Annotated in this window: 27 protein-coding genes; 17 read left to right on the top strand and 10 right to left on the bottom strand. The window is 62.1% G+C overall.

The window, feature by feature from the left end; genetic code table 11:
• The 8 genes from rplO (at position 1) to rplQ (ending at position 4,977) form a co-directional block, all read left to right on the top strand.
• Positions 1 to 435 (top strand): 50S ribosomal protein L15, encoded by a 435-nt coding sequence (rplO, locus tag KUW18_RS17170; protein ID WP_206944189.1) that lies wholly within the window; start codon positions 1 to 3, stop codon positions 433 to 435.
• Entirely contained in the window at positions 436 to 1,767 is a 1,332-nt protein-coding gene (secY, locus tag KUW18_RS17175) for a preprotein translocase subunit SecY (RefSeq protein WP_206944188.1), read from the top strand.
• A 50-nt stretch (positions 1,768 to 1,817) separates the two neighbouring features.
• Positions 1,818 to 1,931 (top strand): 50S ribosomal protein L36, encoded by a 114-nt coding sequence (gene rpmJ, locus KUW18_RS17180; RefSeq protein WP_008959154.1) that lies wholly within the window; start codon positions 1,818 to 1,820, stop codon positions 1,929 to 1,931.
• Between the two features lie 122 nt (positions 1,932 to 2,053).
• Positions 2,054 to 2,410: a 30S ribosomal protein S13 gene (gene rpsM, locus KUW18_RS17185; RefSeq protein WP_206944187.1), complete on the top strand. Its 357-nt coding sequence runs from the start codon at positions 2,054 to 2,056 to the stop codon at positions 2,408 to 2,410.
• Between the two features lie 39 nt (positions 2,411 to 2,449).
• Positions 2,450 to 2,836 carry a 30S ribosomal protein S11 gene (gene rpsK, locus KUW18_RS17190; protein WP_013331014.1) on the top strand — a complete coding sequence of 129 codons (387 nt, stop codon included), beginning with the start codon at positions 2,450 to 2,452 and terminating at the stop codon, positions 2,834 to 2,836.
• Positions 2,837 to 2,848: 12 nt separating this feature from the next.
• Positions 2,849 to 3,469, top strand: a complete 621-nt coding sequence (gene rpsD / locus KUW18_RS17195) for a 30S ribosomal protein S4 (protein WP_206944186.1) — start codon at positions 2,849 to 2,851, stop codon at positions 3,467 to 3,469.
• An 80-nt stretch (positions 3,470 to 3,549) separates the two neighbouring features.
• Positions 3,550 to 4,548, top strand: coding sequence for a DNA-directed RNA polymerase subunit alpha (locus KUW18_RS17200; RefSeq protein ID WP_108133880.1), 999 nt, complete (start codon positions 3,550 to 3,552; stop codon positions 4,546 to 4,548).
• Positions 4,549 to 4,587: 39 nt separating this feature from the next.
• A complete protein-coding gene (gene rplQ / locus KUW18_RS17205) occupies positions 4,588 to 4,977 on the top strand; it encodes a 50S ribosomal protein L17 (RefSeq protein ID WP_206944185.1) in 390 nt (129 codons plus the stop codon).
• A 109-nt stretch (positions 4,978 to 5,086) separates the two neighbouring features.
• On the opposite strand, the gene KUW18_RS17210 is transcribed toward rplQ, so the two are convergent.
• The 6 genes from KUW18_RS17210 to KUW18_RS17235 all read right to left on the bottom strand — a co-directional run bounded on the left by KUW18_RS17210 (position 5,087) and on the right by KUW18_RS17235 (position 10,336).
• Positions 5,087 to 5,752: a GntR family transcriptional regulator gene (locus KUW18_RS17210; protein ID WP_222483877.1), complete on the bottom strand. Its 666-nt coding sequence runs from the start codon at positions 5,750 to 5,752 to the stop codon at positions 5,087 to 5,089.
• A 149-nt stretch (positions 5,753 to 5,901) separates the two neighbouring features.
• Positions 5,902 to 7,050, bottom strand: a complete 1,149-nt coding sequence (locus tag KUW18_RS17215) for a mandelate racemase/muconate lactonizing enzyme family protein (protein WP_222561974.1) — start codon at positions 7,048 to 7,050, stop codon at positions 5,902 to 5,904.
• Positions 7,051 to 7,095: 45 nt separating this feature from the next.
• Positions 7,096 to 7,737 (bottom strand): 2-dehydro-3-deoxy-6-phosphogalactonate aldolase, encoded by a 642-nt coding sequence (locus KUW18_RS17220; RefSeq protein ID WP_222561975.1) that lies wholly within the window; start codon positions 7,735 to 7,737, stop codon positions 7,096 to 7,098.
• A complete protein-coding gene (locus KUW18_RS17225; protein WP_222561976.1) occupies positions 7,731 to 8,651 on the bottom strand; it encodes a 2-dehydro-3-deoxygalactonokinase in 921 nt (306 codons plus the stop codon). Before KUW18_RS17225 ends, KUW18_RS17220 begins: the two co-directional genes overlap by 7 nt.
• 1 nt (position 8,652) lies before the next feature.
• Positions 8,653 to 9,324: an RraA family protein gene (locus KUW18_RS17230; RefSeq protein WP_222561977.1), complete on the bottom strand. Its 672-nt coding sequence runs from the start codon at positions 9,322 to 9,324 to the stop codon at positions 8,653 to 8,655.
• 22 nt (positions 9,325 to 9,346) lie between these two features.
• Positions 9,347 to 10,336, bottom strand: a complete 990-nt coding sequence (locus tag KUW18_RS17235; RefSeq protein ID WP_222483866.1) for a C-terminal binding protein — start codon at positions 10,334 to 10,336, stop codon at positions 9,347 to 9,349.
• A gap of 598 nt (positions 10,337 to 10,934) precedes the next feature.
• Here KUW18_RS17235 and KUW18_RS17240 point away from each other — a divergent pair.
• From KUW18_RS17240 to KUW18_RS17255, 4 genes are all read left to right on the top strand, one after another.
• Positions 10,935 to 11,921, top strand: coding sequence for a TRAP transporter substrate-binding protein (locus KUW18_RS17240; RefSeq protein WP_222483864.1), 987 nt, complete (start codon positions 10,935 to 10,937; stop codon positions 11,919 to 11,921).
• Positions 11,922 to 12,017: 96 nt separating this feature from the next.
• On the top strand, positions 12,018 to 12,509 hold the full coding sequence (locus KUW18_RS17245) for a TRAP transporter small permease (protein ID WP_222483862.1): 492 nt from the start codon (positions 12,018 to 12,020) through the stop codon (positions 12,507 to 12,509).
• Positions 12,506 to 13,786 (top strand): TRAP transporter large permease, encoded by a 1,281-nt coding sequence (locus KUW18_RS17250; protein WP_222561978.1) that lies wholly within the window; start codon positions 12,506 to 12,508, stop codon positions 13,784 to 13,786. The genes KUW18_RS17245 and KUW18_RS17250 overlap by 4 nt, the downstream gene beginning before the upstream one ends.
• 108 nt (positions 13,787 to 13,894) lie before the next feature.
• Positions 13,895 to 14,464 carry a lysozyme inhibitor LprI family protein gene (locus tag KUW18_RS17255; protein ID WP_222561979.1) on the top strand — a complete coding sequence of 190 codons (570 nt, stop codon included), beginning with the start codon at positions 13,895 to 13,897 and terminating at the stop codon, positions 14,462 to 14,464.
• Between the two features lie 135 nt (positions 14,465 to 14,599).
• Here the strand turns inward: KUW18_RS17255 and uvrA are convergent, their stop codons facing one another.
• Complete coding sequence (uvrA, locus tag KUW18_RS17260; RefSeq protein WP_222561980.1) at positions 14,600 to 17,470, bottom strand: excinuclease ABC subunit UvrA; 2,871 nt, start codon at positions 17,468 to 17,470, stop codon at positions 14,600 to 14,602.
• Between the two features lie 185 nt (positions 17,471 to 17,655).
• Between uvrA and KUW18_RS17265 the strand changes: the two genes are divergently transcribed.
• Together KUW18_RS17265 and KUW18_RS17270 are read left to right on the top strand one after the other, a co-directional pair.
• On the top strand, positions 17,656 to 19,044 hold the full coding sequence (locus KUW18_RS17265; RefSeq protein ID WP_206944178.1) for an MFS transporter: 1,389 nt from the start codon (positions 17,656 to 17,658) through the stop codon (positions 19,042 to 19,044).
• Between the two features lie 251 nt (positions 19,045 to 19,295).
• Positions 19,296 to 19,973, top strand: a complete 678-nt coding sequence (locus tag KUW18_RS17270; RefSeq protein WP_222561981.1) for a single-stranded DNA-binding protein — start codon at positions 19,296 to 19,298, stop codon at positions 19,971 to 19,973.
• A gap of 298 nt (positions 19,974 to 20,271) precedes the next feature.
• Here KUW18_RS17270 and KUW18_RS17275 read toward each other — a convergent pair whose 3' ends face one another.
• On the bottom strand, positions 20,272 to 20,778 hold the full coding sequence (locus KUW18_RS17275) for a hypothetical protein (protein ID WP_222164139.1): 507 nt from the start codon (positions 20,776 to 20,778) through the stop codon (positions 20,272 to 20,274).
• 291 nt (positions 20,779 to 21,069) lie between these two features.
• Here KUW18_RS17275 and KUW18_RS17280 point away from each other — a divergent pair, with 291 nt between their 5' ends.
• The 3 genes from KUW18_RS17280 (at position 21,070) to KUW18_RS17290 (ending at position 23,720) form a co-directional block, all read left to right on the top strand.
• Positions 21,070 to 21,843, top strand: coding sequence for a TSUP family transporter (locus KUW18_RS17280; protein WP_206944170.1), 774 nt, complete (start codon positions 21,070 to 21,072; stop codon positions 21,841 to 21,843).
• A gap of 231 nt (positions 21,844 to 22,074) precedes the next feature.
• On the top strand, positions 22,075 to 22,971 hold the full coding sequence (locus tag KUW18_RS17285) for a sugar nucleotide-binding protein (RefSeq protein ID WP_206944168.1): 897 nt from the start codon (positions 22,075 to 22,077) through the stop codon (positions 22,969 to 22,971).
• Positions 22,968 to 23,720 carry a lysophospholipid acyltransferase family protein gene (locus tag KUW18_RS17290; protein WP_222239069.1) on the top strand — a complete coding sequence of 251 codons (753 nt, stop codon included), beginning with the start codon at positions 22,968 to 22,970 and terminating at the stop codon, positions 23,718 to 23,720. The genes KUW18_RS17285 and KUW18_RS17290 overlap by 4 nt, the downstream gene beginning before the upstream one ends.
• A gap of 103 nt (positions 23,721 to 23,823) precedes the next feature.
• Here KUW18_RS17290 and KUW18_RS17295 read toward each other — a convergent pair whose 3' ends face one another.
• Positions 23,824 to 24,585, bottom strand: a complete 762-nt coding sequence (locus KUW18_RS17295) for a M48 family metallopeptidase (protein WP_222239070.1) — start codon at positions 24,583 to 24,585, stop codon at positions 23,824 to 23,826.
• A gap of 264 nt (positions 24,586 to 24,849) precedes the next feature.
• Positions 24,850 to 26,067 (bottom strand): beta-ketoacyl-ACP synthase I, encoded by a 1,218-nt coding sequence (gene fabB, locus KUW18_RS17300; RefSeq protein WP_222561982.1) that lies wholly within the window; start codon positions 26,065 to 26,067, stop codon positions 24,850 to 24,852.
• Positions 26,068 to 26,077: the final 10 nt, after the last annotated feature.

The following is a 26,077-nucleotide window of genomic DNA, read 5'->3' on the forward strand; positions in this document are numbered from 1 at the left end:
ATGAAACTTAACAGCCTGAGCCCGGCACCGGGCTCCAAGCACGCTGAAAAGCGCGTCGGTCGTGGCATCGGCTCCGGTCTGGGCAAGACCGGCGGCCGTGGCCACAAGGGCCAGAAGTCGCGTAGCGGTGGCAGCGTCAAGCCCGGCTTCGAGGGCGGTCAGATGCCCCTGCAGCGTCGTCTGCCGAAGTTTGGCTTCACCTCCGCCAAATCACTGGTTTCCGAGGAAGTCCGCCTGGCCGAACTGGCCAAGGTCGCGGGTGACGAAGTCACTCTGGAAAGCCTCAAGGAAGCCAATGTGCTGAAGGACGCTACGCAGCATGCGAAAGTGATCCTTTCCGGCGATCTGAACAAGGCGGTTACCGTTCGCGGTCTGCGGGTCACCAAAGGTGCCCGCGCAGCGATCGAAGCCGCCGGTGGCAAGGTAGAGGACTAAATGGCCAAGTCAGGAAACATGCCGGCGATGGGCAGCGGTCTGAGTGAACTGTGGGCGCGTCTGCGCTTCGTGCTCCTCGCCATCGTGGTCTACCGTATCGGTGCCCACATCCCCGTTCCCGGTATCAATCCTGACCAGCTTGCTGCCTTGTTCAGGGAGCAGCAGGGCACCATCCTGGGCATGTTCAACATGTTCTCGGGCGGTGCCCTGGAGCGCATGAGTATCCTCGCCCTCGGCATCATGCCGTACATCTCGGCGTCGATCATCATGCAGCTCCTGACTGCCGTCTCGCCTCACCTTGAGCAGTTGAAGAAGGAAGGCGAGGGCGGCCGCCGCAAGATCAGCCAGTACACGCGCTACGGCACGGTGGTGCTGGCCCTGGTTCAGGCCACCGGTATGTCGGTGGGCCTGGCCAGCCAAGGCATTGCCTACACGGCCGATCTCAGCTTCTATTTCACCGCGATCATCACCTTCGTGTGTGGCGCGGTGTTCCTGATGTGGCTGGGTGAGCAGATTACCGAGAAGGGTATTGGCAACGGTATCTCGTTGCTGATCTTCGCGGGTATCGTCGCCGGCCTGCCTGGCGCTGTGGCGCAAGCCTTCGAGCTTGCCCGCAACGAGGGCGCGTGGAATGTGTTGCCGCTGTTGGCGTTGAGCCTTCTGGGTATCGCCACCGTGGCGTTTGTCGTGTTCATCGAACGCGGTCAGCGCCGGATTACGGTGAACTACCCGCGCCGCCAGGTCGGCAACAAGATGTACGCAGGACAGAGCAGCTACCTTCCGCTCAAGGTCAACATGGCGGGCGTTATCCCGGCCATCTTTGCCTCGAGTATCCTGCTGTTCCCGGCCTCCCTCGGTCAGTGGGTAGGTGCCGGTGATGGCATGGAGTGGTTGCAGCGCGCGTCCCAGGCGTTGGCCCCTGGTCAGCCCCTGTATATCTTGCTTTTCGCGGCGGCGGTGGTATTCTTCTGCTTCTTTTACACAGCGCTGGTCTTCAACCCCAAGGACGTAGCCGACAACCTCAAGAAGTCGGGTGCTTTCCTGCCGGGGATTCGTCCTGGCGAGCAAACCGCTCGTTATGTCGACAAGGTCATGACTCGTCTGACTTTGTTCGGCGCTCTCTACATCACTGCGGTTTCCCTGATGCCCCAGTTCCTGATCGTAGCGTGGAACGTGCCGTTCTTCTTTGGCGGTACCTCGCTTCTGATCGTGGTCGTGGTCATCATGGACTTCATGGCCCAGGTGCAGTCGCACCTCATGTCGCACCAGTATGAGTCGGTGATGAAGAAGTCCAACCTGAAAGGCTACGGTAGCGGCGGCATCATGCGCTAAACGCGCCGCAGGCCGATTTGGCACGCCGCAAGCCGATATTGGAGAGAACGATGAAAGTTCGAGCTTCCGTCAAGAAAATGTGCCGCAATTGCAAGATCATTCGTCGCAATGGCGCCGTGCGCGTCATCTGCAGCGAGCCGCGGCACAAGCAGCGCCAGGGTTGATCCTGGGCTGAATTGAACCGGGTGCTGGCATACCCCTTGCCCTTTTGATGGGAAGGGGGTATGCTATTGCGCCTTTTGTAGTTGATTAACCGAGCAAGCCGCTCAAATTTCGGAGTAAGCTGATGGCCCGTATTGCAGGCGTCAATATCCCGGACAACAAGCATGCGGCGATCTCGCTGACCTACATCTTCGGGATTGGCCGCACTCGCGCACAGGAAATCTGTGAAGCGACCGGCATCGCGCCGACCACCAAAATCCAGGACCTGTCATCTGAAGAGATCGACAACCTGCGTAGTGAAGTCGGCAAGTATACCGTTGAAGGCGACCTTCGTCGTGATGTGACGCTGAACATCAAGCGTCTCATGGACCTGGGTTGCTATCGTGGTCTGCGTCATCGTCGTAGTCTTCCGATGCGCGGTCAGCGCACCAAGACTAACGCGCGTACCCGTAAGGGACCGCGTAAGCCGATCCGCAAATAACACGCACGTTCTGGCGTAAAGACAGGAATTGACATCAACATGGCTAACCCGCGTAGCAACCGTAAAAAGGTTAAAAAGCAGGTAGTGGATGCGGTTGCGCATATCCACGCCTCTTTTAACAACACGATCATTACGATCACAGACCGCCAGGGCAACGCTCTTTCCTGGGCGACAGCCGGTGGTTCGGGTTTTCGTGGTTCTCGCAAGAGCACCCCGTTCGCTGCTCAAGTAGCAAGCGAGCGTGCAGCGACCGCTGCAGCCGAGTATGGTGTGAAAAACGTCGACGTGCTGGTCAAGGGCCCCGGTCCTGGCCGTGAATCCGCCGTGCGCGCGCTCAACGCCGCCGGCTTCCGCGTGCAAAGCATCACCGACGCGACGCCCATTCCCCACAATGGCTGCCGTCCGCCGAAGAAACGCCGCGTTTAAGGAGACAGATTCATGGCTCGTTACATTGGACCTAAGTGCAAACTGTCTCGCCGGGAAGGTACCGACCTCTTCCTCAAGAGCGGTGTCACTCCCTTCGAGAAAAAGTGCAAATCCGAGCAGATTCCGGGTGTGCACGGCCAGCGCCGTCAGCGTCTTTCCGACTACGGCTTGCAGCTTCGCGAGAAGCAGAAAGTACGTCGCATGTATGGCGTACTCGAAAAGCAGTTCCGCAACTACTACAAGGAAGCCGCCCGTCTGAAGGGTGCGACCGGTGAGTTGTTGCTGCAGCTGCTTGAGTCCCGACTGGACAACGTCGTCTACCGCATGGGCTTTGGCGCCACTCGCTCCGAGGCTCGTCAGCTGGTGAGCCACAAGGCGATTGCCGTTAACGGCAAGACCGTCAACGTGGCCTCCTACCAGGTCAAGCCCGGCGACGTGGTATCCGTTCGTGAAAAGGCCAAGCAGCAGGCGCGTATCCAAAACGCCCTGACCATCGCTGCCAACCGTGGCGATGTGGCCTGGATCGAACTCGACGCCAAGAAGATGGAAGGCACCTTCAAGGCCCTGCCCGAGCGCGGTGACCTGACTGCCGACATCAACGAGCAACTGATCGTCGAGCTGTACTCGAAGTAAACGGCCAGTCCGCGCCGCCCTCCCTCGGGAGGGCGGCGATCATTACCGAGTATTCGTTTGGCAGCCTGAAAGGTGTTCATATGCAGCGTTCAGTGACAGAGTTTCTCCGTCCTCGCGACATCAAGGTCGAAGAGATCAGCGCACACCACGCAAAGATCGTGCTCGAGCCGTTCGAGCGTGGCTTCGGCCACACGCTGGGCAATGCTCTGCGTCGTATCCTGCTCTCGTCCATGCCCGGCTGTGCCGTGGTGGAAACCGAGATCGCAGGCGTCGACCATGAGTACAGCGCGATCGAGGGCGTCCAGGAAGATGTCATCGAAATCCTCCTGAACCTCAAAGACGTGGCGATCAAGATGCACAGCCGCGACGAGGCGATGCTCTCGCTGAACAAGCAGGGCCCGGCCGTCGTCACCGCTGGTGACATCGCCGTCGATCACGACGTCGAAGTGGTCAACCCCGAGCACGTCATCGCCCACGTCAATGAAGGCGCCGAGCTCAAGATGCAGCTCAAGGTGGCCCGTGGTCGCGGCTATGAGCCTGCGGATGTCCGCAGCGAAGCCGACGACGAAACACGCGCCATCGGCCGTCTGCAGCTGGATGCGACCTTCAGCCCCGTGCGCCGCGTTTCCTACAGCGTCGAAGCCGCTCGTGTTGAACAGCGTACCGACCTCGATAAGCTGATCATCAACCTGGAAACCGACGGCACCCTGGATCCGGAAGAGGCCATCCGTCGCAGCGCGACCATCCTGCAAGAGCAGCTGGCAGCGTTTGTCGATCTGGAAGCCGACAAGGAACAGGAAGTGGTCGAGGAAGAGGATCACATCGATCCGATCCTGCTGCGCCCCGTAGACGATCTCGAGTTGACCGTTCGTAGCGCCAACTGCCTGAAGGCCGAGAATATCTATTACATCGGTGATCTGATTCAGCGTACTGAAGTTGAGCTGTTGAAGACCCCGAACCTCGGCAAGAAATCCTTGAACGAGATCAAGGACGTGTTGGCTGCTCGTGGTCTGTCCCTTGGCATGCGGCTTGAAAATTGGCCGCCGGCTAGCCTGAAGGACGACAAGGCCACCGCCTAAGCGTCGGCTCGAGTCCCAGTTTGGTAAGGAATCACAACCATGCGTCATCGTAAGAGTGGTCGTCACCTCAATCGTACCAGCTCGCACCGCCAGGCCATGTTCCGCAACATGAGCGTGTCGCTGGTCGAGCACGAAGTGATCAAGACAACCCTTCCCAAGGCAAAAGAGCTGCGTCGTCATATCGAGCCGCTCATTACCCTGGCGAAGGAAGACAGCGTCGCTAACCGTCGTCTGGCCTTCAGCCGTACTCGCTCCAAAGAAGCAGTCGGCAAGCTCTTCAATGAGCTGGGTCCGCGTTACGTCGAGCGTCCGGGCGGTTACGTCCGTATTCTCAAGTGCGGCTTCCGCACCGGCGACAACGCCCCCATGGCCTTCGTCGAGTTGGTCGATCGTCCCGTCGCTGAAGAAGAGGCCGTCGGCGAGGAGTAATCCTTTCGACAGCGCTTCAACACGACGCGAAACCGCCACCCTGAGTGTTCAGGGTGGCGGTTTTTTTTGTTCCGATGTTTTCACATAGGACTTGATACGGGGACGGTCGTCACTGCGTCGAAATGTCCTCCACGCCGATCTCATAGGTATGCTGGGTGCGATCGATGTGGGCATCCAGCAGTTGGCGTAGGGCGGCGATGTCTTTGTTCATGACAGCGTCGACGATTTCAGAGTGTTCCTTCAGCGACAGTCGCGTATGGTCGGGTCGAGTTGCCAGGTGTGTTCTCAGCGCAGAGATCTTTCCCGAATACTGCTCGTAGGACGACTGTAGATAGGGATTACCGCAGTGGTGGAAAAAGGTGAGGTGAAAGTCGGTATCCAGGTCCAGGTATTCGACGATCTTGCCTGAGCCGTGGGCGACCTGCATCTGACTTTCGATCTGCCTCAGTCGCTGTGAGAGCCCTGCATGATCGAAGGCGATGGCAAGCTCCAGTGCGGCGGGCTCGAGGGTGCGACGGAAGGTGCAGATGTTTCCCACTTCCCTGGCGCTGAGCGTAAACACCCTGGCTCCGGACTGGGGCACAATAGTGACCAGTCCTTCGTGCTTCAGGCGAGTCAATGCTTCGCGGACAGGCGTCTTGGATACGTTCAGTAGCGCGGATATGCCGCGCTCGGAGATGGCTTCACCCAGCGCCAGTTCGCCGCGCACGATCATGCTGCGTACGTGATCGGTGACCAGGGTGCCCAGTGAGGGAGGGCGTTCAAAGTCTTGCATCGTGATCCCGTGACGGAAGTGGTTAGAAAGGGTCGCCACAGCCTAGCACACCGGACTGGAATACCAGATACCCGCCGCTTGTAAGGACGCGGGCCTCGCACCCCTGGTCAGCGAGGCCTGGCGTGCCACCGCCATGGCTTGCTGCAAGCTCAGTACGGCTTGGCGTACTCCCGCAGAAAGTCGCGGTCGATGGTAAAGCCGAGGCCCTCACCGGTGGGGACGCTGACCCAGCCATCGCTCTGGCTCACCGGCACGGTAACGAGCTCCGAGCGGAAGGGGTGGCTCGAGGTGTCGTACTCGAAGATCGGACCCTTGGCCATCAAGGTCGGATTGACCAGTGGCGTCGCCGCGATGGCGTGCAGTGAGGCGTACTGGCCGATGGCGGTGCCCCATACATGCGGATTGATCTGGACGCCGTTGGCCAGCGCCAGCGTAGTGATATGCGCCATGGCGGTCAGGCCGCCGGCCATGGCCACATCCGGCTGGGCGATATCGATGCAGCGTCCGGCAAGCAAGTCACGAAAGCCATAAAGGCTAAACTCCGCCTCCCCTCCGGCCAGCGGAATCAGCGTCTTCTGTTTTAACAGGCGGTAGCCCTCCTTGTCATCGGGGTTGACCGGCTCCTCGAACCAGCGCAGCCCGAAGTCCTTGAGGCCATCGGCCAGCAGCGCGGCTTCGCTGAGGGTATAGGCGTGGTTGGCATCGATCATCAGCTCGATGTCATCGCCCAGGGCGCCGCGTATATCGGTCATGACCTTGATGTCATTGGCGACGCCGAAGCCCAGCTTGATTTTCATGCTGGTAAAGCCTGCCTCCCGGTGGCGGCAGGCTTCTTCCACCAGGGCCTGGGTGTCGTCGCCGAGCTCGGTACGAAAGAAGCCGGTGGCATAGGCGGGGATGCGCCGGCGAAAAGCGCCCCCCAGCAGATCCGACACGGGGCGTTGGGTGGCCTTGCCCTTGAGGTCCCAGAGGGCGATATCGAGGGCGCTGATCGCGGCGATCACCACGCCCTTCCTGCCATAGTCCCGAGTGTGATTGTAGAGCTCGTGCCAGATGACCTCGCTGTCGAACGCCGAGCGGCCGAGGATCCGTGGCGTAATCACGTGCTTGAGCACTGAAGCGGCCAGCTCCGGTTCCAGCAGTCCCGCGCACAGCGCCTCGCCCCAGCCACTCTGGCCATCCTGGGTGATCACTTCGACCAGGGTGGCAGAGCGGCGAGTAACCCATTGCTGGGAAAAGGCGAAGGGGCGGGGCAGCTCGGACGCCATGGTATAGACGTTGATGCGTTCGATGATCATGGAGGGACTCCAGTCGGGGGAAGGGGCATTGGGGTGCCATGCCGTCTACGGGTTGGCGGTCGACGCCCAGTCGGCGTGCGCCTGAATAAATGCCCGGGCTCGCCTGGCGACCTCGCCGGGAGTCGAGCCAGGTTGATAGAGCGCGCCACCCAGGCCGAAACCGCTCACACCTGCATCAAGGTAGTCCGCCATGCTGGCTGGTGTGATGCCACCGACCGGTAATAGAGGCGTTGTCTCGGGCAGTACCGCGCGCATGGCCTTGACCGCCGCCGGCGAGATCGCCTCGGCGGGGAACAGCTTGAGAAAGGCGGCGCCGGCCTCGATGGCCGCGAAGGCCTCGCTGACGGTGCCCACACCTGGGCCATAGACCAGGCCCCGCGTCGAGGCTTCCCGGGCGATTCGGGTATCCAGGTTGGGCGCGATGATCAGGCGACCACCGACCTGTTCGACCTCGGCCACGCGTTCGGGGGTGATGACAGTGCCCGCCCCCACCAGGGCCTCCTCGCCCACATGGGCCGCCAGTCGCTGAAGACTGGTCAGCGGGTCGGGAGAATTGAGCGGCACTTCGATCAGTCGGAAGCCTGCATGGAGCAGTGCATCAGCGACAGGAATCACTTCGTCCGGTGTGATACCGCGCAGGATGGCGACAAGGGGGCAGGCAGCGAAGGCCTGTTGCCAGTTCAGCATGAGATCAGCTCCGCGGCGCGTGCGATGGCCAGTTGCCCGTGGCGTGACAGGCCGGGTGTGGCCAGGGTAGAGGGTAGTGACAGAAGCTCAGTGGCGATGCGGTAGCGTTCGGCCAGGTCAGGGCGACCGATGATGGTGACCTGCTCCGGCGGCGGCCCCTGGCGCATCTGGCCAAGGCATTCCTCGCCGATCAGCAGGCCCGAGAGATAGTCGGCGCTGTGCTCCGGGGACAGCTGATCGAACAGGTGCAGAGAGCGTGTGGTGAACAGGGTCGCCAGCAGCTCTCCGGGATGGCGGCGGGCGGTCTGTACTCCGCGGACAAAGGCCTCGGGGCAGAACTCACCCTGGCGCATGGTACGACCGAGCAGCGAGTGCTCACGCAGCAGCGCGTAGAGCTCGCCGGTCATGCAGGTGACAAACCGAGTGATCCTGCCCTGCTCGACGGTCAGCCACTTGTTATGGGTGCCGGGTAGCAGGAAGGTGCCATCGCTGACCCCCTGGGTGGCCAGATAGCCGAATATCTCGGTTTCCGCGCCGCGGATCACGTCCGGACGCTCGCCCTCGGGCGACTGTACCGCGCCGGTGACGAAGTGCACCTGGCCGAGGCCGGGGGCGTCTGCACTGACCAGCGCGTGGGCCAGCTCCTTGATGCCCAATGGAAGCGGCTGGTAGGGCGTCTCGATCCAGCCATTGCGGCTGGTGATCATGCCCGAGGCCAGTATTGGCATGCCGGGATGGGCGGCCAGCCAGTCATCGATGGTATGGCGGAGAAAACCGGCAAAGTCCCTGTCGGGAACCGCAAGAATCCCGTGGGGACTCTCGCGGCTTTCGAGGGCCTCGCCGTGGCGATCGACGAGGCTTGCCCGAAACGAAGAGGTCCCCCAGTCGATGCCGATCATCACGGGAGACGGCATCCTAGATCCTCCCGAACTCGGCCAGCAGGTCCTCGACCGTCTTGCCCTGCTGAACCCATGCGCGGGTGGCTTCCTCGCGTTCGGCCTGTTCGAGTGCCAGTTCCACCACCTCGGCAGCTCTGGCCAGGGGGATGACGGTCACGCCCATCACATCGGCAACGATAAAGTCGCCGGGATTGACTGGTACCCCGCCACAGGCGATAGGCACATTGATCGACAGTTCCTCCTTGCGCTCGGAGAACATGGTGTGGGTACCGCGCGGAGTGATGGCTCGGGTCCAGATTGGCCAGTGGATGTCCTCGAGCTCATCGGTATCGCGACCTGCGCCGTCCACCACCATGGCGCGGATACCACGATTCTTGGCCAGCGCCCCCATCAGGCCGCCGCATACAGACGTATTGGGATCACCTCCGGCATCGACGACGATGATGTCGCCGGGCTGGCCCATCTCCAGCGCCTTGAGTGGGTCGACCAGGTCGCCCTTGGACAGCTGCACCGTGATCGCCTGGCCACACACCTTGGCACGGAAGGCGGGCTTGATGGCGCTATCCATCACCCCGGTGCGGTACTGGGAGTCGGCAAACACCGCCGTGGCGGAGTAGTAGGACAGCACCTTGTCGAATTTCTCGAGCAGTGCCGGGTCGCGCTTGAAATCGTTGAGTTGCTTAAGCATGTGCTGGCTCCTTGGGGTGGGGTCAGTGAGACGGCGTGTTGACCGGATTGAGGGGCGCCTGGCCGGACAGCACTCGGGCGACTTCCTGGGCGGCGATGGTGCGAGCCGCGCGCAGGGACTCCTCGGAGTAGTAGGCGGCGTGGGGCGTCACGATGACGTTGGGTAGAGAGAACAAGGGGTTGTCGGCGGGGGACCAGTGCTTGCGCTTGGCCGGTTCTTCCTCAGGATCGTCCAGGCCGGCGCCGGCAATGCGGCCCTCGTGCAGCGCTTGATAGAGGGCACGGTTGTCGATGGTAGGACCGCGACCGGTACACACCACCAACGCATTCGGTTTCATCAGACGAAACTCCCGCTCTCCCAGGAAGTGATAGGTCTCTGCCGTCTTTGGGACCTGCATCATGACCACATCGGCTTCGGCGACCAGGGTGTCCTTGTCCACCGCCGCTACCTGATGGGTGGCGATAGTGGCGTCGTCGATATAGGGGTCGTGAATGATCACTTGGGCACCGAAGGCCTTGGCGCGCTGGGCGATGGCCTGGCCGATGGCACCAAAGGAGACGATGCCGACGGTCTGGCCACGCAGACGATACAGCGGGGCCGCGCTTTGCCAGCGCCACTCACCGCGATGGGTGGCCCGGTCGTAGGCGAACAGCCCGCGGGCCAGGGCCAGCCACAGGCTGATGGCGTGATCGGCGACCTCTTCGGTGCAGTAGTCGCGCACGTTGGTGACCTGGATGCCCTTGGCGGTGGCCGCCGCGACGTCGACGATGTCGGTGCCGACGCCGTAGCGGGCGATCACCTGACAGTGCTGCATGGCGGCGATGGTGGTGGCGCCGATATAGGCGTACTGGTTGATCATTGCGGCGCAGTCGTGGGCGTGTTCCAGCAGGTCCTGTTCCGACTTGGCCTGCAACGCCACCACCTCCGCGCCCGCCTGCTCGAGAATTTCCCGTTCCAGTTCGACATCGGCGAAGTCGTGATCGGTGATGATCACCTTCGGTCTGGTGGACATGGCACTTCCTCGTAGTTGCTTGTTGTCATGTAGTTGTTCGTTGTCATGTGGCTGTTCGATGTCGTGTGGTTGTTCGATGTCGTGTGGTTGTTCGATGTCGTGTGGTTGTTCGTTGTCATGTGGTTGTTCGATGTCTTCTTATGATCTAACTGGTGTACCAGGCACCAGATTGAGTGAAATATACAAGCTGGAAGAGAACTGTCAAAGGTCCATGATCGGCCCTTCTGTTAGACATTGGTCGCGTTTCGAGGCCCTGAAAGAGGAGCGAAAACACTGGCGCCTAGACCCTGTTGTGAACGCGCTATCTCCATTTGAGAAGACTTATATTTTATATAAAACAATAGGTTATTATGGTTTTTTGGCCGTTGCTTGCCGACGTTGTCACGCGCTGTCCGTGGTGCGTCCTGGTGCCCGCGTGATGGGCCGTCTGGGAGGAAGGGCTGGCACTGTCTTGACAGAGTCTTTCGGCATCCACCAATCTTTCAATCGAAATCTGGAATACCAGTTGGCGGGATGGATACTCCCTCAGCGTTCCAACCCCTCGACAGTTCAATTCTTCAACAGCCCAATTTCTCAACAACAACAGCGAGTGTTCGATATGACAATCAAGTGGCTTTTACTCGGAATACTGGTCGCCGCGGCTCCGGCGCAGGCCGCCACCGTCATCAAGCTGGGACACGGTGCCAACGAAAACTTCCATATGTCGCGTGCGATGGTGGAGTTCGAGCGCCTGGTGGAGGAAGGCTCCGATGGCGAGATCGACGTGCAGATATTCCCGTCGTCCCAGATGGGGCCAGATCGCGCCATGATCGAGGGCGTACAGACGGGCATCCTGGAGATGGCCGTCTCGCCGTCGTCCTTCTTCACCAACTGGGACCCGGCCTTCGGGGTCGTTGAGCTGGCCTACATCTATCCGGACAAGGACACGGCTCTGACGGTGCTCGACGGTCCACAGGGGGATGCCCTGCTGGCACGACTGGACTCGCTTGGATTGAAGGGGCTTGGCTGGGTCGAGAGCGGCATGCGCCACATCACCAACAACGTGCGTCCCATCGAGTCGCCGGATGACCTGGACGGCGTAAAGCTGCGCACCATGAAGGTGCCGGCCCACGTCGACACCTTCAAGGCGCTGGGGGCCAACCCGACGCCGATGAACTTTGGCGAGGTCTACTCTGCGTTGCAGCAAGGGGTCATCGACGGTCAGGAAAACCCGCTCTCACTGATCGACACCCAGCGTTTTCATGAGGTTCAGCACTACCTGACCCTGTCAGGGCATATCTTTACCGTCTATACGCCGGTCATCTCCAAGGCCTTCTTCGAGTCGCTGCCTGAAGACCAGCAGCAGCTGATCCAGCAGTCCATGGACCAGGCCATCGCCTACGATCGACAGCTGGTGGCCGCCGAAGACGCCGACCACCTGGCGCGCATCGTCGAACAAGGCGTCGAGGTATCTGAACTGTCCGAAGAGCAGTACCAAGCCTTCGCTACCATCGCCGAAGGCGTCAACGCCCAATATCGCGAGCGTATCAGTGGCGAGGTCTTCGATGGCTGGATGGCCGCCATCGACAGCGCCGCAGCACAGTAACCAAGCACAAGACCGGCACGCCTATCGCGCCGGGGACACCGCCTTGGCGGCTGTCTCCCGGCCAGCGGCTAAAGCCGGCCACCTGAGGACACGCCGATGATTCGTTGGCTCAATGAACGACTGGAAGAATGTCTGTCAGTGGTACTGCTGGCGCTGATCGTCGCGCTCGTGTGTGCGAATGTGCTGGCGCGTTATGTGCTGAATGCCTCCCTGTCCTGGGGAGAAGAACTGGTGGGCTGGCTATTTATCTGGTTCATCTGGATGGCCGTGAGCTATGTCTTCCGCCAGGACCGGCATATCGAGATCACCTTCCTGAAAGAACGACTGCCCCAAGCTGCCCAGCGGCAGTTGACCCTGGGGGTCCGGCTGGCGGTGGTGGCCTTTCTGGTCACGATCAGCGTCCACTGCATCGAGTTGATGCTCAATCCCATGGTGCGGCATCAGGTGTCGGTGGTACTGCAGATGCCGGTACCGCTGTACTACGCGTCAGCGCCCGCCGGCGCCCTGTTGTCCGCGTTTCGCATCCTGCAGCACTGCTGGGCCTCCTGGCGCGCGCCGCAGTCCAGTCTTGAAGGAGGTGCGTCATGATTGCCCTTTCCTTGATCGGCATGTTGTTTGCCTTCATCGCCATCAGCATGCCGGTCGCCATGGCCATGGGCCTGGCCACCCTGCTGGTGATGCTACTGGTCGACGGGGCGCCGCCGGTGGTGTTGTTGGCACGCTCGCTGGTGACCGCGGCAGACTCCTTTCCGCTGATTGCAGTGCCGCTGTTTGTGCTGGCGGGCGACCTGATGCAGATGGGGGGTATGTCGCGGCGGATTGTCGGCTTCGCTCATTCGTTGGTGGGACATGTCAGATGTGGCCTGGCCTACGTCAACGTACTGGCCTGCTGTTTCTTCGCCGCGATTTCCGGCTCGTCGCCGGCCACAGTGGCGGCGATCGGCTCCAATATGATTCCGGAGATGGAAAAGGTCGGCTACCCGCGGCGCTTCTCTTCGGCGCTGACCGCCGCCGGGGGCATGGTGGGAGTGATGATCCCGCCCTCGATCCCCTTCATCATCTATGGCGTCTCCGCCGAGGTCTCCATCGGCAAGCTGTTCATGGCGGGCATTGTGCCTGGCGTGCTGTTCGGGGGGGCCTACATGCTGACCGCGCGCCTGATGCTAAGGCACCAGCGCAAGCTACTGGGGGAGCGCAAGCACTTCTCGGGGCGTGCGGTGGCAACCTCCTTTCGTGAGTCGATCTGGGCGCTGCTGGTGCCCGTCATCATCCTTGGTGGCATCTATGGGGGAATCTTCACTCCCACTGAGGCTGGTGGGGTGGCGGTGATCTACTCGATCGTCGTCAGAGTCTTCGTCTATGGCGATATCCGTCTATCGGAGTTGCCCAAGGTGTTCGCGCGCAGTGCCTCGACCAGCGGTCAGATCCTGATCCTGGTAGTGGTAGCGGGTGGTTTCGGTCAGCTTTTGACCATCGCCCAGGTGCCCAACGACCTGGCGGCGGCCATCACCAACTTCTCCACCGATCCGCTGGTACTGCTGTTGATGGTCAACCTGCTTCTGCTGATCGTCGGCATGTTCATGGAAACCATCGCGGCGATCATCATCTTGACGCCGTTGTTGCTGCCTGTGGCTGCCGCCGCCGGGGTCGACCCCATCCATTTCGGGGTGATCATGACCGTCAATCTGGCTATCGGCTTCTGCACGCCACCGCTGGGCGTCAACCTGTTCGTGGCGTCGTCGGTGGGTGGGGTGAAGATCATGGAAGTGTCTGCGGCGATCGTTCCCTACTTCGTAGCGATGATTGCGCTGCTGCTGGCGATCACTTATGTGCCGAGTATTTCGCTGTTGCTGGCAGGTGGCTAGATGCTCCGCGAACGGTAATGACCGGCGCTTCAGCGCCGGTGCTCTTACCAGGACCGAGGCGCCTTGCCTATGATGTCAGTGTCCAGGGTACAAAGAAGCGACGAATAGATGGCACGACATCTTTTTTCTGAAGGTTGGCATGGGTTCGTGGCGGGGCGAGTCTGGTCCCTGATCGGTCTGTTGGGCGTGGCCTGTGGTCTGATACCGCTGTCGGCAAGTGCACAGCAAGGGCATGGCGCGTCATCCCTCTCGGTCGACGCTGCCAGCGTGCGTGAGTGCTTTGTGCAGATGGGGCAGGAGGGGGCTGGCAACTGCATCGCAGAGGCTGCAAACCTTTGCCAGGAGAGCGACGGCGGTAGCACGACCCTGGGGATTGTCGCTTGCCTTCAGGCCGAGACCGAGGTCTGGGACGATCTGTTGAACGCGCAGTACCTGGAGTTGCGGGATAGTATGCGCGAGCAGGATCAGGAGTGGCCGGAACTCGGTATCTCTCGCGCGAAAGCGCTCAGGGATGTGCAGCGCGCCTGGATCGCCTTTCGCGACGCCGAGTGTGGCTATGCCTACGCCCGCTACCAGGGCGGCACCATTCGCAATGTGGTTGCCGCGTCATGCGTGCTTGAAGAAACCGCGCGCCGCGCGTTGACGCTCAAGGGTGTCCTGCATGAGGGCAATATGTAGCAACGGCCTGGCTCCTTTCCAGCGACACCCTGCGCCTCACTTCTCTTCACCTACGACAAGGGGAAGGCCATGGCCTTCCCCTTGGGTCTAGCATCCGCTGCTCACCAGGTGAGCAGCGGGCTCCTGGGCGAGCCTTCAGGCCGTTGCTGTGGCCTTGTCATCCTTGCGAGAGGTGGAGGGCGCACGTTCGAGCAGTGGCTTTAGGAAACGCCCGGTGTGGGAGATCTCCATGGTTGCAAGCTGCTCAGGCGTGCCTTCAGCGATGATCCGGCCTCCGCCGGAGCCACCTTCAGGCCCCAGATCGATCAGCCAGTCGGCGGTCTTGATCACGTCCAGGTTGTGCTCGATGACGACTACGGTATTGCCGTGATCGCGCAAGCGGTGGAGCACCGTCAGCAGCTGGCGGATATCCTCGAAGTGCAGGCCCGTCGTAGGCTCATCGAGAATATACAGGGTCTTGCCGGTATCCCGCTTGGCCAGCTCCCGGGCCAGCTTGACCCGCTGGGCCTCGCCGCCGGACAGGGTGGTGGCGCTCTGACCCAGGCGAATGTAGGTCAGGCCGACGTCGACCAGGGTCTGCAGACGGCGTGCGATGGCGGGCACCGGGCTGAAGAATTCCAGGGCTTCCTCCACCGTCATCTCCAGCACTTCATCGATGGTCTTGCCCTTGTAGTGGATATCCAGGGTCTCGCGGTTGTAGCGCTTGCCCTTGCAGACATCGCAGGGCACATAGATATCCGGCAGGAAGTGCATCTCGACCTTGATCATGCCCTCGCCCTGGCAGGCCTCACAGCGGCCCCCCTTGACGTTAAACGAGAAGCGCCCTGGCTTGTAGCCCCGTGAACGGGCTTCCTGGGTGCCCGCGAACAGCTCGCGGATGGGGGTGAAGATGCCGGTGTAGGTCGCCGGGTTGGAGCGCGGCGTGCGACCGATCGGGCTCTGGTCAATGTCGATGATCTTGTCGAGCTGATCGAGTCCCTCAATGCTCTTGTAGGGCGACGGCGTCAGGGTCGTGGCCTTGTTCAGCTCGCGGGCGGCGATCGGCATCAACGTCGAGTTGATCAGCGTCGACTTGCCCGAGCCAGAGACCCCGGTAATGCACACGAAAAGCCCCAGCGGAAGCTCCAGGGTGACGTCCTGCAGGTTGTTGCCGGTCGCGCCGGTCAGCTTGAGCGTCTTTTCCGGGTTACCGGGAATGCGCCAGGGGGGAACCTCGATGGCGCGGGTGCCGGACAGGTACTGGCCGGTCAGTGAGGCCTCATTGGCCATGACCTCTTCCGGGGTGCCCTCGGCGACGATTTCGCCGCCGTGGACGCCGGCGCCGGGGCCAATGTCGAGCACATGGTCGGCGGCGCGGATGGCGTCCTCGTCGTGTTCGACCACGATCACCGTGTTGCCCAGGTCGCGCAGACGCTCCAGGGTTTTCAGCAGGCGATCGTTATCGCGCTGGTGCAGGCCGATGGAGGGCTCATCGAGGATATACATGACGCCCACCAGACCCGCGCCAATCTGGCTGGCCAGGCGAATGCGCTGAGCCTCGCCGCCGGACAGGGTCTCTGCGCTGCGCTCGAGATTGAGATAATCCAGGCCGACGTTGACCAGAAACTCAAGTCGCGCTGAGATCTCTGCCAGGATTTTTTCGGCGATCTCGCCCTTGCGTCCGGGCAGGCTCAGCTCGCTGAAGTAGCGCTGGGCATCGCCGATCGGCAAGCGCACGACCTGGGGTAGCGTGGTGCCATCGACGAACACGTGACGCGCTTCCTTGCGCAGGCGTGAGCCCTCGCAGGTACGGCAGGGCTGCACGGCGATATAGCGGGCGAGGTCTTCGCGCACCATGCTGGATTCGGTTTCCCGATAGCGTCGCTGCATATTGGGCAGCACCCCTTCGAAAGGGTGCTCCCTGGTGACCTTCTTGCCACGATCATTGACGTAGGTGAAGGCAATGTCGTCCTTGCCGCTGCCGTTGAGGATCACTTCCCGCTCGTGGCGGGCCAGGTCCTGCCAGGGAGTTTCCAGCGTGAAGCGATAGTGGTCAGCGACCGCCTTCAACTGGTTGAAGTAGTAGACGCTGCGCCGGTCCCAGCCCTTGATCACGCCCTCGGCCAGCGACAGTTCCGGGTGGCTGATCAGCTTGTCGGGATCGAAGAACTGCTGGACCCCGAGTCCATCGCAGGTGGGGCAGGCGCCGGCCGGGTTGTTAAAGGAAAACATCCGCGGCTCGAGCTCGGCGATGGAGTAGCCACACACCGGGCAGGCAAAGCGCGACGAGAAGGCCATATCCTCCTGCTCACCGTCCATGAAATGAATCATGGCAGTGCCGTCGGCCAGGCCAAGGGCGGTCTCGAAGGACTCGGCCAGGCGCTGCTCCAGGCCCTCGCGCACCTTGATGCGGTCAACGACCACGCTGATGTCGTGCTTGCGGTTCTTCTCCAGCGGGCGCACGTCATCGAGTTCCACCACCTGGCCGTCGATCATGGCGCGCACGAAACCTTGTGAGCGCAGCTCGGCCAGCAGCTGCAGGTGCTCACCCTTGCGTCCGCTGATGACCGGAGCCAGCAGCATCAGCTTGCTGCCCTCCGGCAGCGCCATGACCTGATCGACCATCTGCGAAATGGTCTGCGCTTCCAGATCCTCCCCATGCTCCGGGCAGCGGGGGGTGCCAGCCCGTGCGAACAGCAGGCGCAGGTAGTCATAGATCTCGGTGATCGTACCGACGGTCGAGCGGGGGTTGTGCGAGGTGGATTTCTGCTCGATGGAAATCGCTGGAGACAGCCCCTCGATGTGGTCAACGTCAGGCTTTTCCATCATCGACAGAAACTGACGCGCATAGGTGGACAGCGACTCCACGTAGCGTCGCTGGCCTTCGGCGTACAAGGTGTCGAAGGCCAGCGACGACTTGCCGGAACCGGACAGTCCGGTGACCACGATCAGCTTGTCACGGGGTAGTTCGACGTCGATCTGCTTGAGGTTGTGGGTGCGGGCACCCCTGACCAGAATCTTGTCCATTCCCACCTCGAGGACGCGGCAAAAGGCCGATTATACGTGGCCCGCCTCCCCACCGGCAAAGTCGCGGTCGAAAAGTCGCCTATGAAATGACCTTGAGCGCGGCATTTTCTGCACCGCCCGCAGGCGCTAGAATGTGCGGTCCATCTCCGGGGCCTGGCCCCGTCTTCAACGCCGGTATCTTTTTCATGTCCAAGGCCCGACTTCTGTTAGCCTCCGAACGGCGTGCCATCGTCGGTCTGGCGGGGCTCTACGCCACGCGCATGCTGGGACTCTTCATGGTCTTGCCTGTGCTTGCCCTGAATGCTGATCACCTGGCTGGCGCCACGCCGCTGCTGGTGGGACTGGCGCTCGGCGTCTACGGGCTGACCCAGGCCGTGCTGCAGATCCCGTTTGGACTGCTGTCGGATCGCCTTGGCCGCAAGCCGGTCATCGCCGCTGGCCTGGGGCTGTTTGCCATCGGCAGCGTGATTGCTGCTCAGGCAGACTCCATCGCCATGATGATCGTGGGCCGCAGCCTGCAGGGCAGCGGTGCGGTGGCGGCGGCCATCATGGCATTGCTGGCCGACCAGACTCGGGAACAGGTGCGCACGGCGGCCATGGCGACCATCGGGCTGTCGATCGGGGTGGCCTTCGGCGTGGCGATGGTGCTGGGGCCGCTGGTGGCCAGCCGGTTTGGTCTGGCGGGAGTGTTCTACTTCACCGCCCTGCTGGCGTTGCTGGGGTTGGTCGTGCTGTGGAAGCTGGTGCCTCCGGCGCCGCGGCGTCGCGGTCACCGAGACGTGGGCCTGGACCGTGGTCAGCTGGCCAGCATTCTTGGCCGCCTCGACCTGTGGCGCATGGACGCCTCGATCTTCAGCCTGCACCTGATCCTGATGGCCATCTTCACCGCGGTGCCGTTTCGCCTGGTGGATGCCGGGATCGTCGAAGCACATCATGGGCTGGTCTATCTGCTGGTGATGGGGCTGTCCTTTGTGGCCATGGTGCCGCTGGTCATCGTGGCCGAGAAGAAACGCAAGATGAAGCTGATGTGCCTCGGCGCTATCGCCACCATCACGCTCAGCCTGTTAGGCCTCGGCCTGGCGGGCACCGGCCTGGCGGCGCTGTGCGCCTGGCTGTTGGCCTTCTTTACGGCCTTCAACCTGCTTGAGGCGACGCTGCCGTCGATGATCAGCAAGCTGGCGCCTGCCGGTGCCAAGGGCACGGCCATGGGTGTCTATTCCACCAGCCAGTTCCTGGGCGCTTTCCTCGGCGGTGTATTGGGGGGCTTTCTGGCCCAGCAGTTCGGGTTGTCGGCGGTATTTCTCGGAGCGGCTCTGTTGGGGCTTGGCTGGTTCCTGCTGATGCTCGGCATGCGTGCACCGCGTCACCTGTCCAGCGAGGTCGTGGCCCTGGCCGAAGACGTCGAACGCGATACGCTCGACAGTCTGATGGCACGCTTCGCCGCCGTCGCCGGGGTCGAGGACGTATTGGTGGTGCCGGAAGAACGGCTGGCTTACTTGAAGGTCGACCGCACACGGCTCGATACCGAGGCGCTGGAACGGCTGACCCGCACGTCGCGCCAGTCGACGCCCTGACCAGGCAGATGGCGGTGAGAGGCATGGGGGGCGCCAGTGCCCGCGGGATAGACGCACGCGATCAACGCCTGGCGGGGTCAGGTCATGCCGGGGCGCTCGATGTAGCGGCCAACTGTTGTGATCTCGCGTATAGTAGCCACACCTGTCTTACGTGACGCCGACCCGGTATTCGGTGTCGAAAGAACCTCTTCGAGGCGTGAGGGTCGTACCCTGCATGTCTCGGCATCATTATTTGTATCAAGGAGTCAACCATGGCCCGTGGCGTCAACAAGGTCATCCTCATCGGCAACCTCGGTCAGGACCCGGAGGTACGCTTCACCCCCTCGGGTACCGCCGTGGCCAATCTCAATCTCGCGACTACCGATACCTGGATGGACCGCCAGAGCGGCCAGCGCCAGGAGCGTACCGAGTGGCATCGGGTCGTGATGTTCAACAAGCTGGCCGAAATCTCGCAGCAGTACCTGAAGAAAGGCTCCAAGCTGTACATTGAAGGGCGCCTGCAGACGCGCAAGTGGCAGGACCAGAATGGCCAGGATCGCTATTCCACCGAAATCGTTGCCAGCGACATGCAGATGCTGGACGGTCGGGGTGAAGGCGGCCAGGGCGGCGGCTTCGGCGGCCAGCAGGGCGGCAACTTCGGCGGCCAGCAGGGCGGCAACTTCGGCGGTGGCCAGCCCCAGCAGGGCGGCAACTTCGGCGGTGGCCAGCCCCAGCAGGGCGGCAACTTCGGTGGCGGTCAGCCCCAGCAGGGCGGCAACTTTGGCGGTGGCCAGCCCCAGCAGGGCGGTAACTTTGGCGGCGGTCAGCAGGGCGGTGGTCAGCAGAACCGTCCGCCGCAGCAGGCGCCGAACCAAGGCGGCCAGAAAGGCGGCTTTGGTGCTCCGGACCCGGGCAACTTCGACGACTTCGACGACGAAATTCCGTTCTGAGCTGGGCGCATCCAAGGAAGCGCAGAATACGTCAGCCGAGCGGAAGAAGCGTCAGACGCCCGTAGTGCAGAACCCACCGCCTATTCGGTAAAGGCGAGGCGTTCGAGCAGCGCGCAACGCAGCGATTCGTCCGCGCAGGCATGTATGCAGTGTTTCCCTAAGCCAGGCAGCCCGTCTTGGCTTGCTGTCTTGGCTAGTCGTGTCGTGAGACCCCGCGGAAGCGGGGTCTCTTCGTTGGTGGGCAAGCTGGCCCGTTGCTGGCTGGAGATGGGATCACTGCCTGTGGGGCCGTCGGTCATCACCGCCTGTCGTTGGGATGAACGTGCCGATGCCTATGCCGATGGCCTGGCAGGATGTGGCGATACCCGCGCCCCCTTCGCTGCACGTTGTCTTCGCCCCATGCGTCTTCGCCCCCTTCGTCTTCTGCCTGATGATCGTTGATTCCGCTCAGGCCGTCGCTGGCCCCCATCCGGCGCCTCTTCGCTCTCTGCTGGGCCAGCTTGCGCCTCAGCGGTCGCCGCCGGCGATGGGGTTTGCGGCGGAACATGACTCTGCATAGCCAGGCGGAGATGAGAGCGCTGGGGATGGAGTACATCACCCAGACATGATCTCTGTAGTGCTGTTCATTGGCGTCTGCAGCGCGCCGGGCGGTGCCGAAGAACAGGGACTCGAGTGGCGCGTAAAGGTAAGGCCCGACGAGAATGGCCAGGGCAATCAGGGTACCGACGAACAGGAAGCTGAAGACGACGATGATCGAGAACGCTCGCCGCTTCTTGCCGATCGTTACGGGCGGTTCAACATCCAAGAGGCATCCTCATCTGCTGTCGGCGGTGGGGAGGGCATGACGCCATGTCACTTTAGGCGAGCGAGCCCCCGGTGCAAAAGAGCAGACTGCTCCATGGCGAGCAGCCAAAGGTCGCTAGCGTCAGCCTTTCATGAGCGGTGCCGATGGACCACTCGGGTCACCAGACATGACCCTGGTCGATGGGCCTCGGGAGATTGGGACACAAGGTCGATACAGTGAGCGGGCTACTGATTTTTGCCCACCAACTCCGTACAGTGATAGCTCCCCTGGACGCAATGGAGTGCCCGCGACGTGGCCGGTCTCGAATGGTACCAATATGCCCTGATTGGGCTGATCTTCTGCTGGAGCGGCTTTGTGCGCACCAGCCTTGGCTTTGGCGGTGCGGTGCTGGCGCTGCCATTTCTGTTGCTGGTACTGGATGAGCCGCTGGTCTTTCTGCCCATCGTGGCGGTGCATCTGTTGATCTTCTCCAGCTGGATCGCCTGGCGCGGCAGTCGCCAGATCAAGCAGGAGGCGGGCGGCGAGCACAGCAACATCGACTGGCGCTATTTAAAGCGGGCGCTGTCGATCATGATCATCCCCAAACTGATAGGCGTCGTCGGATTGTTGACGTTGCCGGCAGAGCTGATGACGGCGGTGATCTTCGTGATCGTCATCATCTACGGCGCCAGCTACGCCCTGAACCGCCCGTTTCGAAGTCGCAGCAAGGGCGTCGATGTCGCTCTGCTGGCGCTGGGCGGGTACGTGAGCGGCACGTCGCTGATCGGGGCGCCGCTGATCGTGGCCGTGTTCGCCTCCCACGTGGCCAAGTACCAGCTGCGCGATACCTTGTTTGTGCTGTGGTTCATCCTGGTGGTGATCAAGATGGTGTCCTTCATCATCGCCGGTGTCGACCTGCAGCTGGAGCACCACCTGTGGCTGCTGCCCTGTGCTCTGGTGGGGCACGTGTTGGGCGAGCGAGTGCATCAGGCACTGCTGGGAGCGCGTTCCGAGGTGTTCTTCCGGGTGCTTGGCGTGGTGCTGGTGGTCGTCAGCCTGGTGGGGCTTGCCACCAGCCTCGGCTAAGCGCCGCTTGACCGCCAGATAGCTTCATGAGCAGGTCTGCAAGCCGTCCATACGCAGGTGATGTGGAAGACACCGCCGAGGACGGCAGCGCCTGCCATGGGAGGGGCGCTGTTTCACCAGCAGTTGGTGTAGAATGTGGCCTTTTGGTGCTGCCTCGTCGAGGGAGTATCCGCCGTAACGCCAAGGGTATCGTGCAGACCTGCACGCTGCCCTCATGGACGAGGAGTCGTCGTGAAGCTGCTGATTCTGGATGCGGGGCATTGCCTGTCGCTGGCCCTGGCACGGGAAAGCAACCGGCGCGGTGATACGGAGCTGGTGATCGATCCTGCCACCCGGGTGGGAGCGGACAAGCTGCGGGCGATTGCGCCCGATGCACTGATCATTCCACCGTTGTCGCGCCCTTTCAGCGTGCCCCCCGCCGCCGTGATGGAACACGCCGAGGCTGTCGAGGCCTGCATGGAGGCCTGTCGCGATGTCGGTATTCCTCTGGTCTGGTGCGTCTCTGACCAGTTGTATGAGGACGGTCATGCCTCGCCGATCGACGAGCATGTCATTCCGGCCCCTCGCGATGAAGGCCTGCGCCGTCTGGTGACCGCAGGCGACCGAATCCGGGCAGAGTGCCACCAGCACCTGATCGTGCGCGTGGGCCCGATGTTCGCCCTGGAAGGCAGTCACGCCTGGTTGGGCGAGCTGCTGGATACCTTGATCAGTGGTGGCGTGGTACGTGCCGAGACGGATGTCACCCTCTGCCCCACCTCCGCCGATGCAGTGGCCATGGCACTGATAGGCATGCTCCAGCAGCAAGCCTGCGGCGCGGATGCCTGGGGTAGCTATCACCTGGCAGGTGTCGAGCCGGTCAGCGCTTACACCTTTGTCTGCATGGTGCGTACCCAGCTGGGGACGCGGCTTGAAGGGCAGGGCGAGCAGATTGCGTTGGGCGAGGTCAAGGCGCTGAGTCATCACCACGATCAGCCGTTACGCCGCGTCCTCAATTGCCGTCGAGTGCTGGAGGTGTTTGGCGTGCATCAGAAGCCATGGCGACTGGAGGTGGGCCGCATGCTCGACACCTGGTGCCAGGCGCGTGATGATGCCGCCGCCATCCAGGACAAGGGGGACGCAACCCCATGAACGTGCTGCGCAGCGTCATCTTCTACATCGGCTACTTTGCGGCCATGCTGGTCTGCGGCCTGCTGTTTCTGCCTCCTGCCCCCCTGCTGCCACTGCGTTCGCGCTACCGGCTGCTGAATCTCTACAACCACTTCATCATTGCCTGGTTCCGCCTGGTATGTGGCGTGCGCTACGAGATGCAGGGGCATGAAAATCTGCCCGACGGCCCGGTAGTGATTCTGTCCAACCATCAGTGCGAGTGGGAGACCGTCTACCTTCAGCTGCTCAAGCCCCCGGTCTGCACGGTACTGAAGAAAGAGCTGCTCAACTTCCCGATCTTTGGCTGGGGCTTGCGCCTGCTGCACCCCATTGCACTGGATCGCTCCAAGCCGGCTCGCGCCATGAAACAGGTGCTCAGCCAGGGTGGACAGCGTCTCAAGGAGGGGCTTTCCGTGCTGATCTTCCCCGAAGGCACCCGGGTCGATCCCGGCAAGCGTCGCCGCTACAACAAGAGCGGTGCGGTGATCGCCTGTCGTGCAGGAGTCCCCGTGGTGCCCGTTGCACATAACGCGGGGGAATGCTGGCCCGGCCGAGACTGGGTCAAGCGTCCTGGTCGTATCTCACTGGTGGTGGGTGAGCCGATCGCCACACAAGGGCGCACCCCTGATGAAGTGCTGGCAGACACCGAGGCCTGGATCGAGGCGACACTTGCTGAGATATCCAGCGTGCCTCGTCCCCACCAACCGGCTTCGCGTACCGAGACCGCTTGAGACCTGGTGACGGCGTGCCTGAAGACACGACAAGGCCTCTTCCCGGCGTGGGAAGAGGCCTTGTCGGTTAAGCAGCACCAGTGACGCCGTCAGCGTCGCCGGCCTAGCCGTTGGCCAGGCGCTCGCGGATGTTGTCGGCGCGATCCTTGGAGCCCGGGTGTGACGACATCAGGCTGCTCTCGCCGCCGTCCATGTCGGCGAATTTCTCGAAGCCCGTCAGCAGGCCTTCGCGAGGAATGCCACGATCAGTGAGCAGGTCAAACGAGAAGTTGTCAGCGTCGCTCTCCTGGCTTTGGGAGAACTGCGCGTTGATGAACTTTTCACTCAAATCGCCCAGCTGTGAGCTGGACAGGGCGGCTACCGCACCATTGCCGGATGCCGCCATGGCGTCGCGGGCGATGGAGGTCGCGTAGGCGGTCTGCATGGCCTTCTTGCTGTGGCCTAACGCCACATGGCCGAGCTCATGGCCCAACACCCCCTCGATCTCGTTGTCGGTCATCATGTCCATCAGACCGCTGTAGACGCGCACGCAGCCGTTGGCCATGGCCCAGGCATTGATGTCGTCGGTCATGTAGACCTTGTAGCTGACCGGGATGCCGTCGATCTGGTGACCCAGGTTGTCGGCGATGCGCTGCAGACGCTGGGCATACTCGGAGCCGGGAGTGGCGATGGCGGATTCGGCATCCATCTGCTCGCAGGCTTGAGCGGACATGGCCTGGATCTCCTCATCGCTGATGGTTGCAGCGTCGAAGCCGGCGAGGCCGGTGCTGATCATGTCGTCAGTGGACATGTTTTCACAGCCAGAGAGGAGGAGACTGCAGCCCAGGGTGGCAACGGTCACAGACAGGGTATGACGGAGATTCATGAGCATCTTCCTTGAGAGGGGCATCCAATGGCGCCGCTGGTGACGCGCTGCAGAAGCCTTGGGGCGGCGCCGACGGAAGGAAGTGTAAACATGGCCCCAGTCGACCGCTCAACCACTCTGGCGATGCCTGTTTGCTGTGAGCTAGTTTGTAGTTAATCGAGCAAAATATAAGAGAAAGTGTGTCCATCCAGCGAAAAAACGGCGCCCAAAGGCGCCGTTTATTGGCTTCTTGCTATCCGTCGTGATGACGGCTTAGAGGAAGTATCAGTCGCTGTAGCGCTGAAGTACCAAGCAGGCATTGGTGCCGCCAAAGCCGAAGCTGTTGGAGAGCACCCGGTCAAGCTTCACGCCATCGCGGCGCTGAGTGACGATGTCGAAGCCCTGGGCTTCATCGTCCAGATCACTGACATTGGCGGAGGCAGCGATGAAATCGTTCTCCATCATCAGCAGCGAGTAGATCGCTTCCTGCACCCCGGTGGCGCCCAGCGAGTGCCCGGTCAGTGACTTGGTGGAGCTCATCGCCGGAGTGCTGTCGCCGAACACTTCGCGCACCGCCTTCAACTCGGCCACATCCCCTACCGGCGTGGAGGTGCCGTGGGTGTTGATGTAGTCGATGTCGCCGTCCACGGTGGCCATGGCCTGGCGCATGCAGCGCACGGCGCCTTCGCCGGAGGGAGCCACCATGTCCTTGCCGTCGGAGGTGGCGCCGTAGCCCACTACCTCGGCATAGATCTTGGCGCCACGGGCCTTGGCGTGTTCGAGCTCCTCGAGTACCAGCATGCCCCCGCCACCGGCGATGACGAAGCCATCGCGAGACTTGTCATAGGGGCGAGAGGCGGTTGCCGGAGCGTCGTTGTAGCTGGTGGACAAGGCGCCCATGGCGTCGAACAGGCACGATAATGTCCAGTGCTCTTCTTCGCCGCCACCGGCAAAGACCACGTCCTGCTTGCCGAGTTGAATCTGTTCCATCGCTGAGCCGATGCAGTGTGCAGAGGTCGCACAGGCGGAAGAGATGGAATAGTTGACGCCCTTGATCTTGAACGGGGTCGCCAGGCAGGCGGACACGGTGCTGCCCATGGTCCGGGTGACACGGTAAGGACCAACGCGGCGCAGGCCTTTCTCACGCATGACATCGGCGGCTTCCACCTGGTTGGCGCTGGAAGCGCCGCCGGAGCCGGCGATCAGGCCGGTACGTTCATTGGAGACCTGCTCCGGGCTGAGGCCAGAGTCTTCGATGGCCTGAGCCATGGAAACATAGGCGTAAGCGGCGGCATCGCCCATGAAGCGGCGCAGCTTGCGGTCCACCAGGGTATCCAGGTCGATATCGACCACGCCCGCCACCTGGCTGCGGAAGCCGCGCTCGGCGTATTCTTCCTTGAAGCGAATGCCGGATTGGCCGTTCTTGAGTGCCTCGAGTACCTGCTGCCGGTCATTGCCCAGGCAGGACACGATACCCAGGCCGGTGACTACCACTCGTCGCATGGAAGCCTCC

The organism is Halomonas sp. DP5Y7-2 (assembly GCF_019802025.1).
Classification (GTDB): Bacteria; Pseudomonadota; Gammaproteobacteria; order Pseudomonadales; family Halomonadaceae; genus Halomonas; species Halomonas litopenaei_A.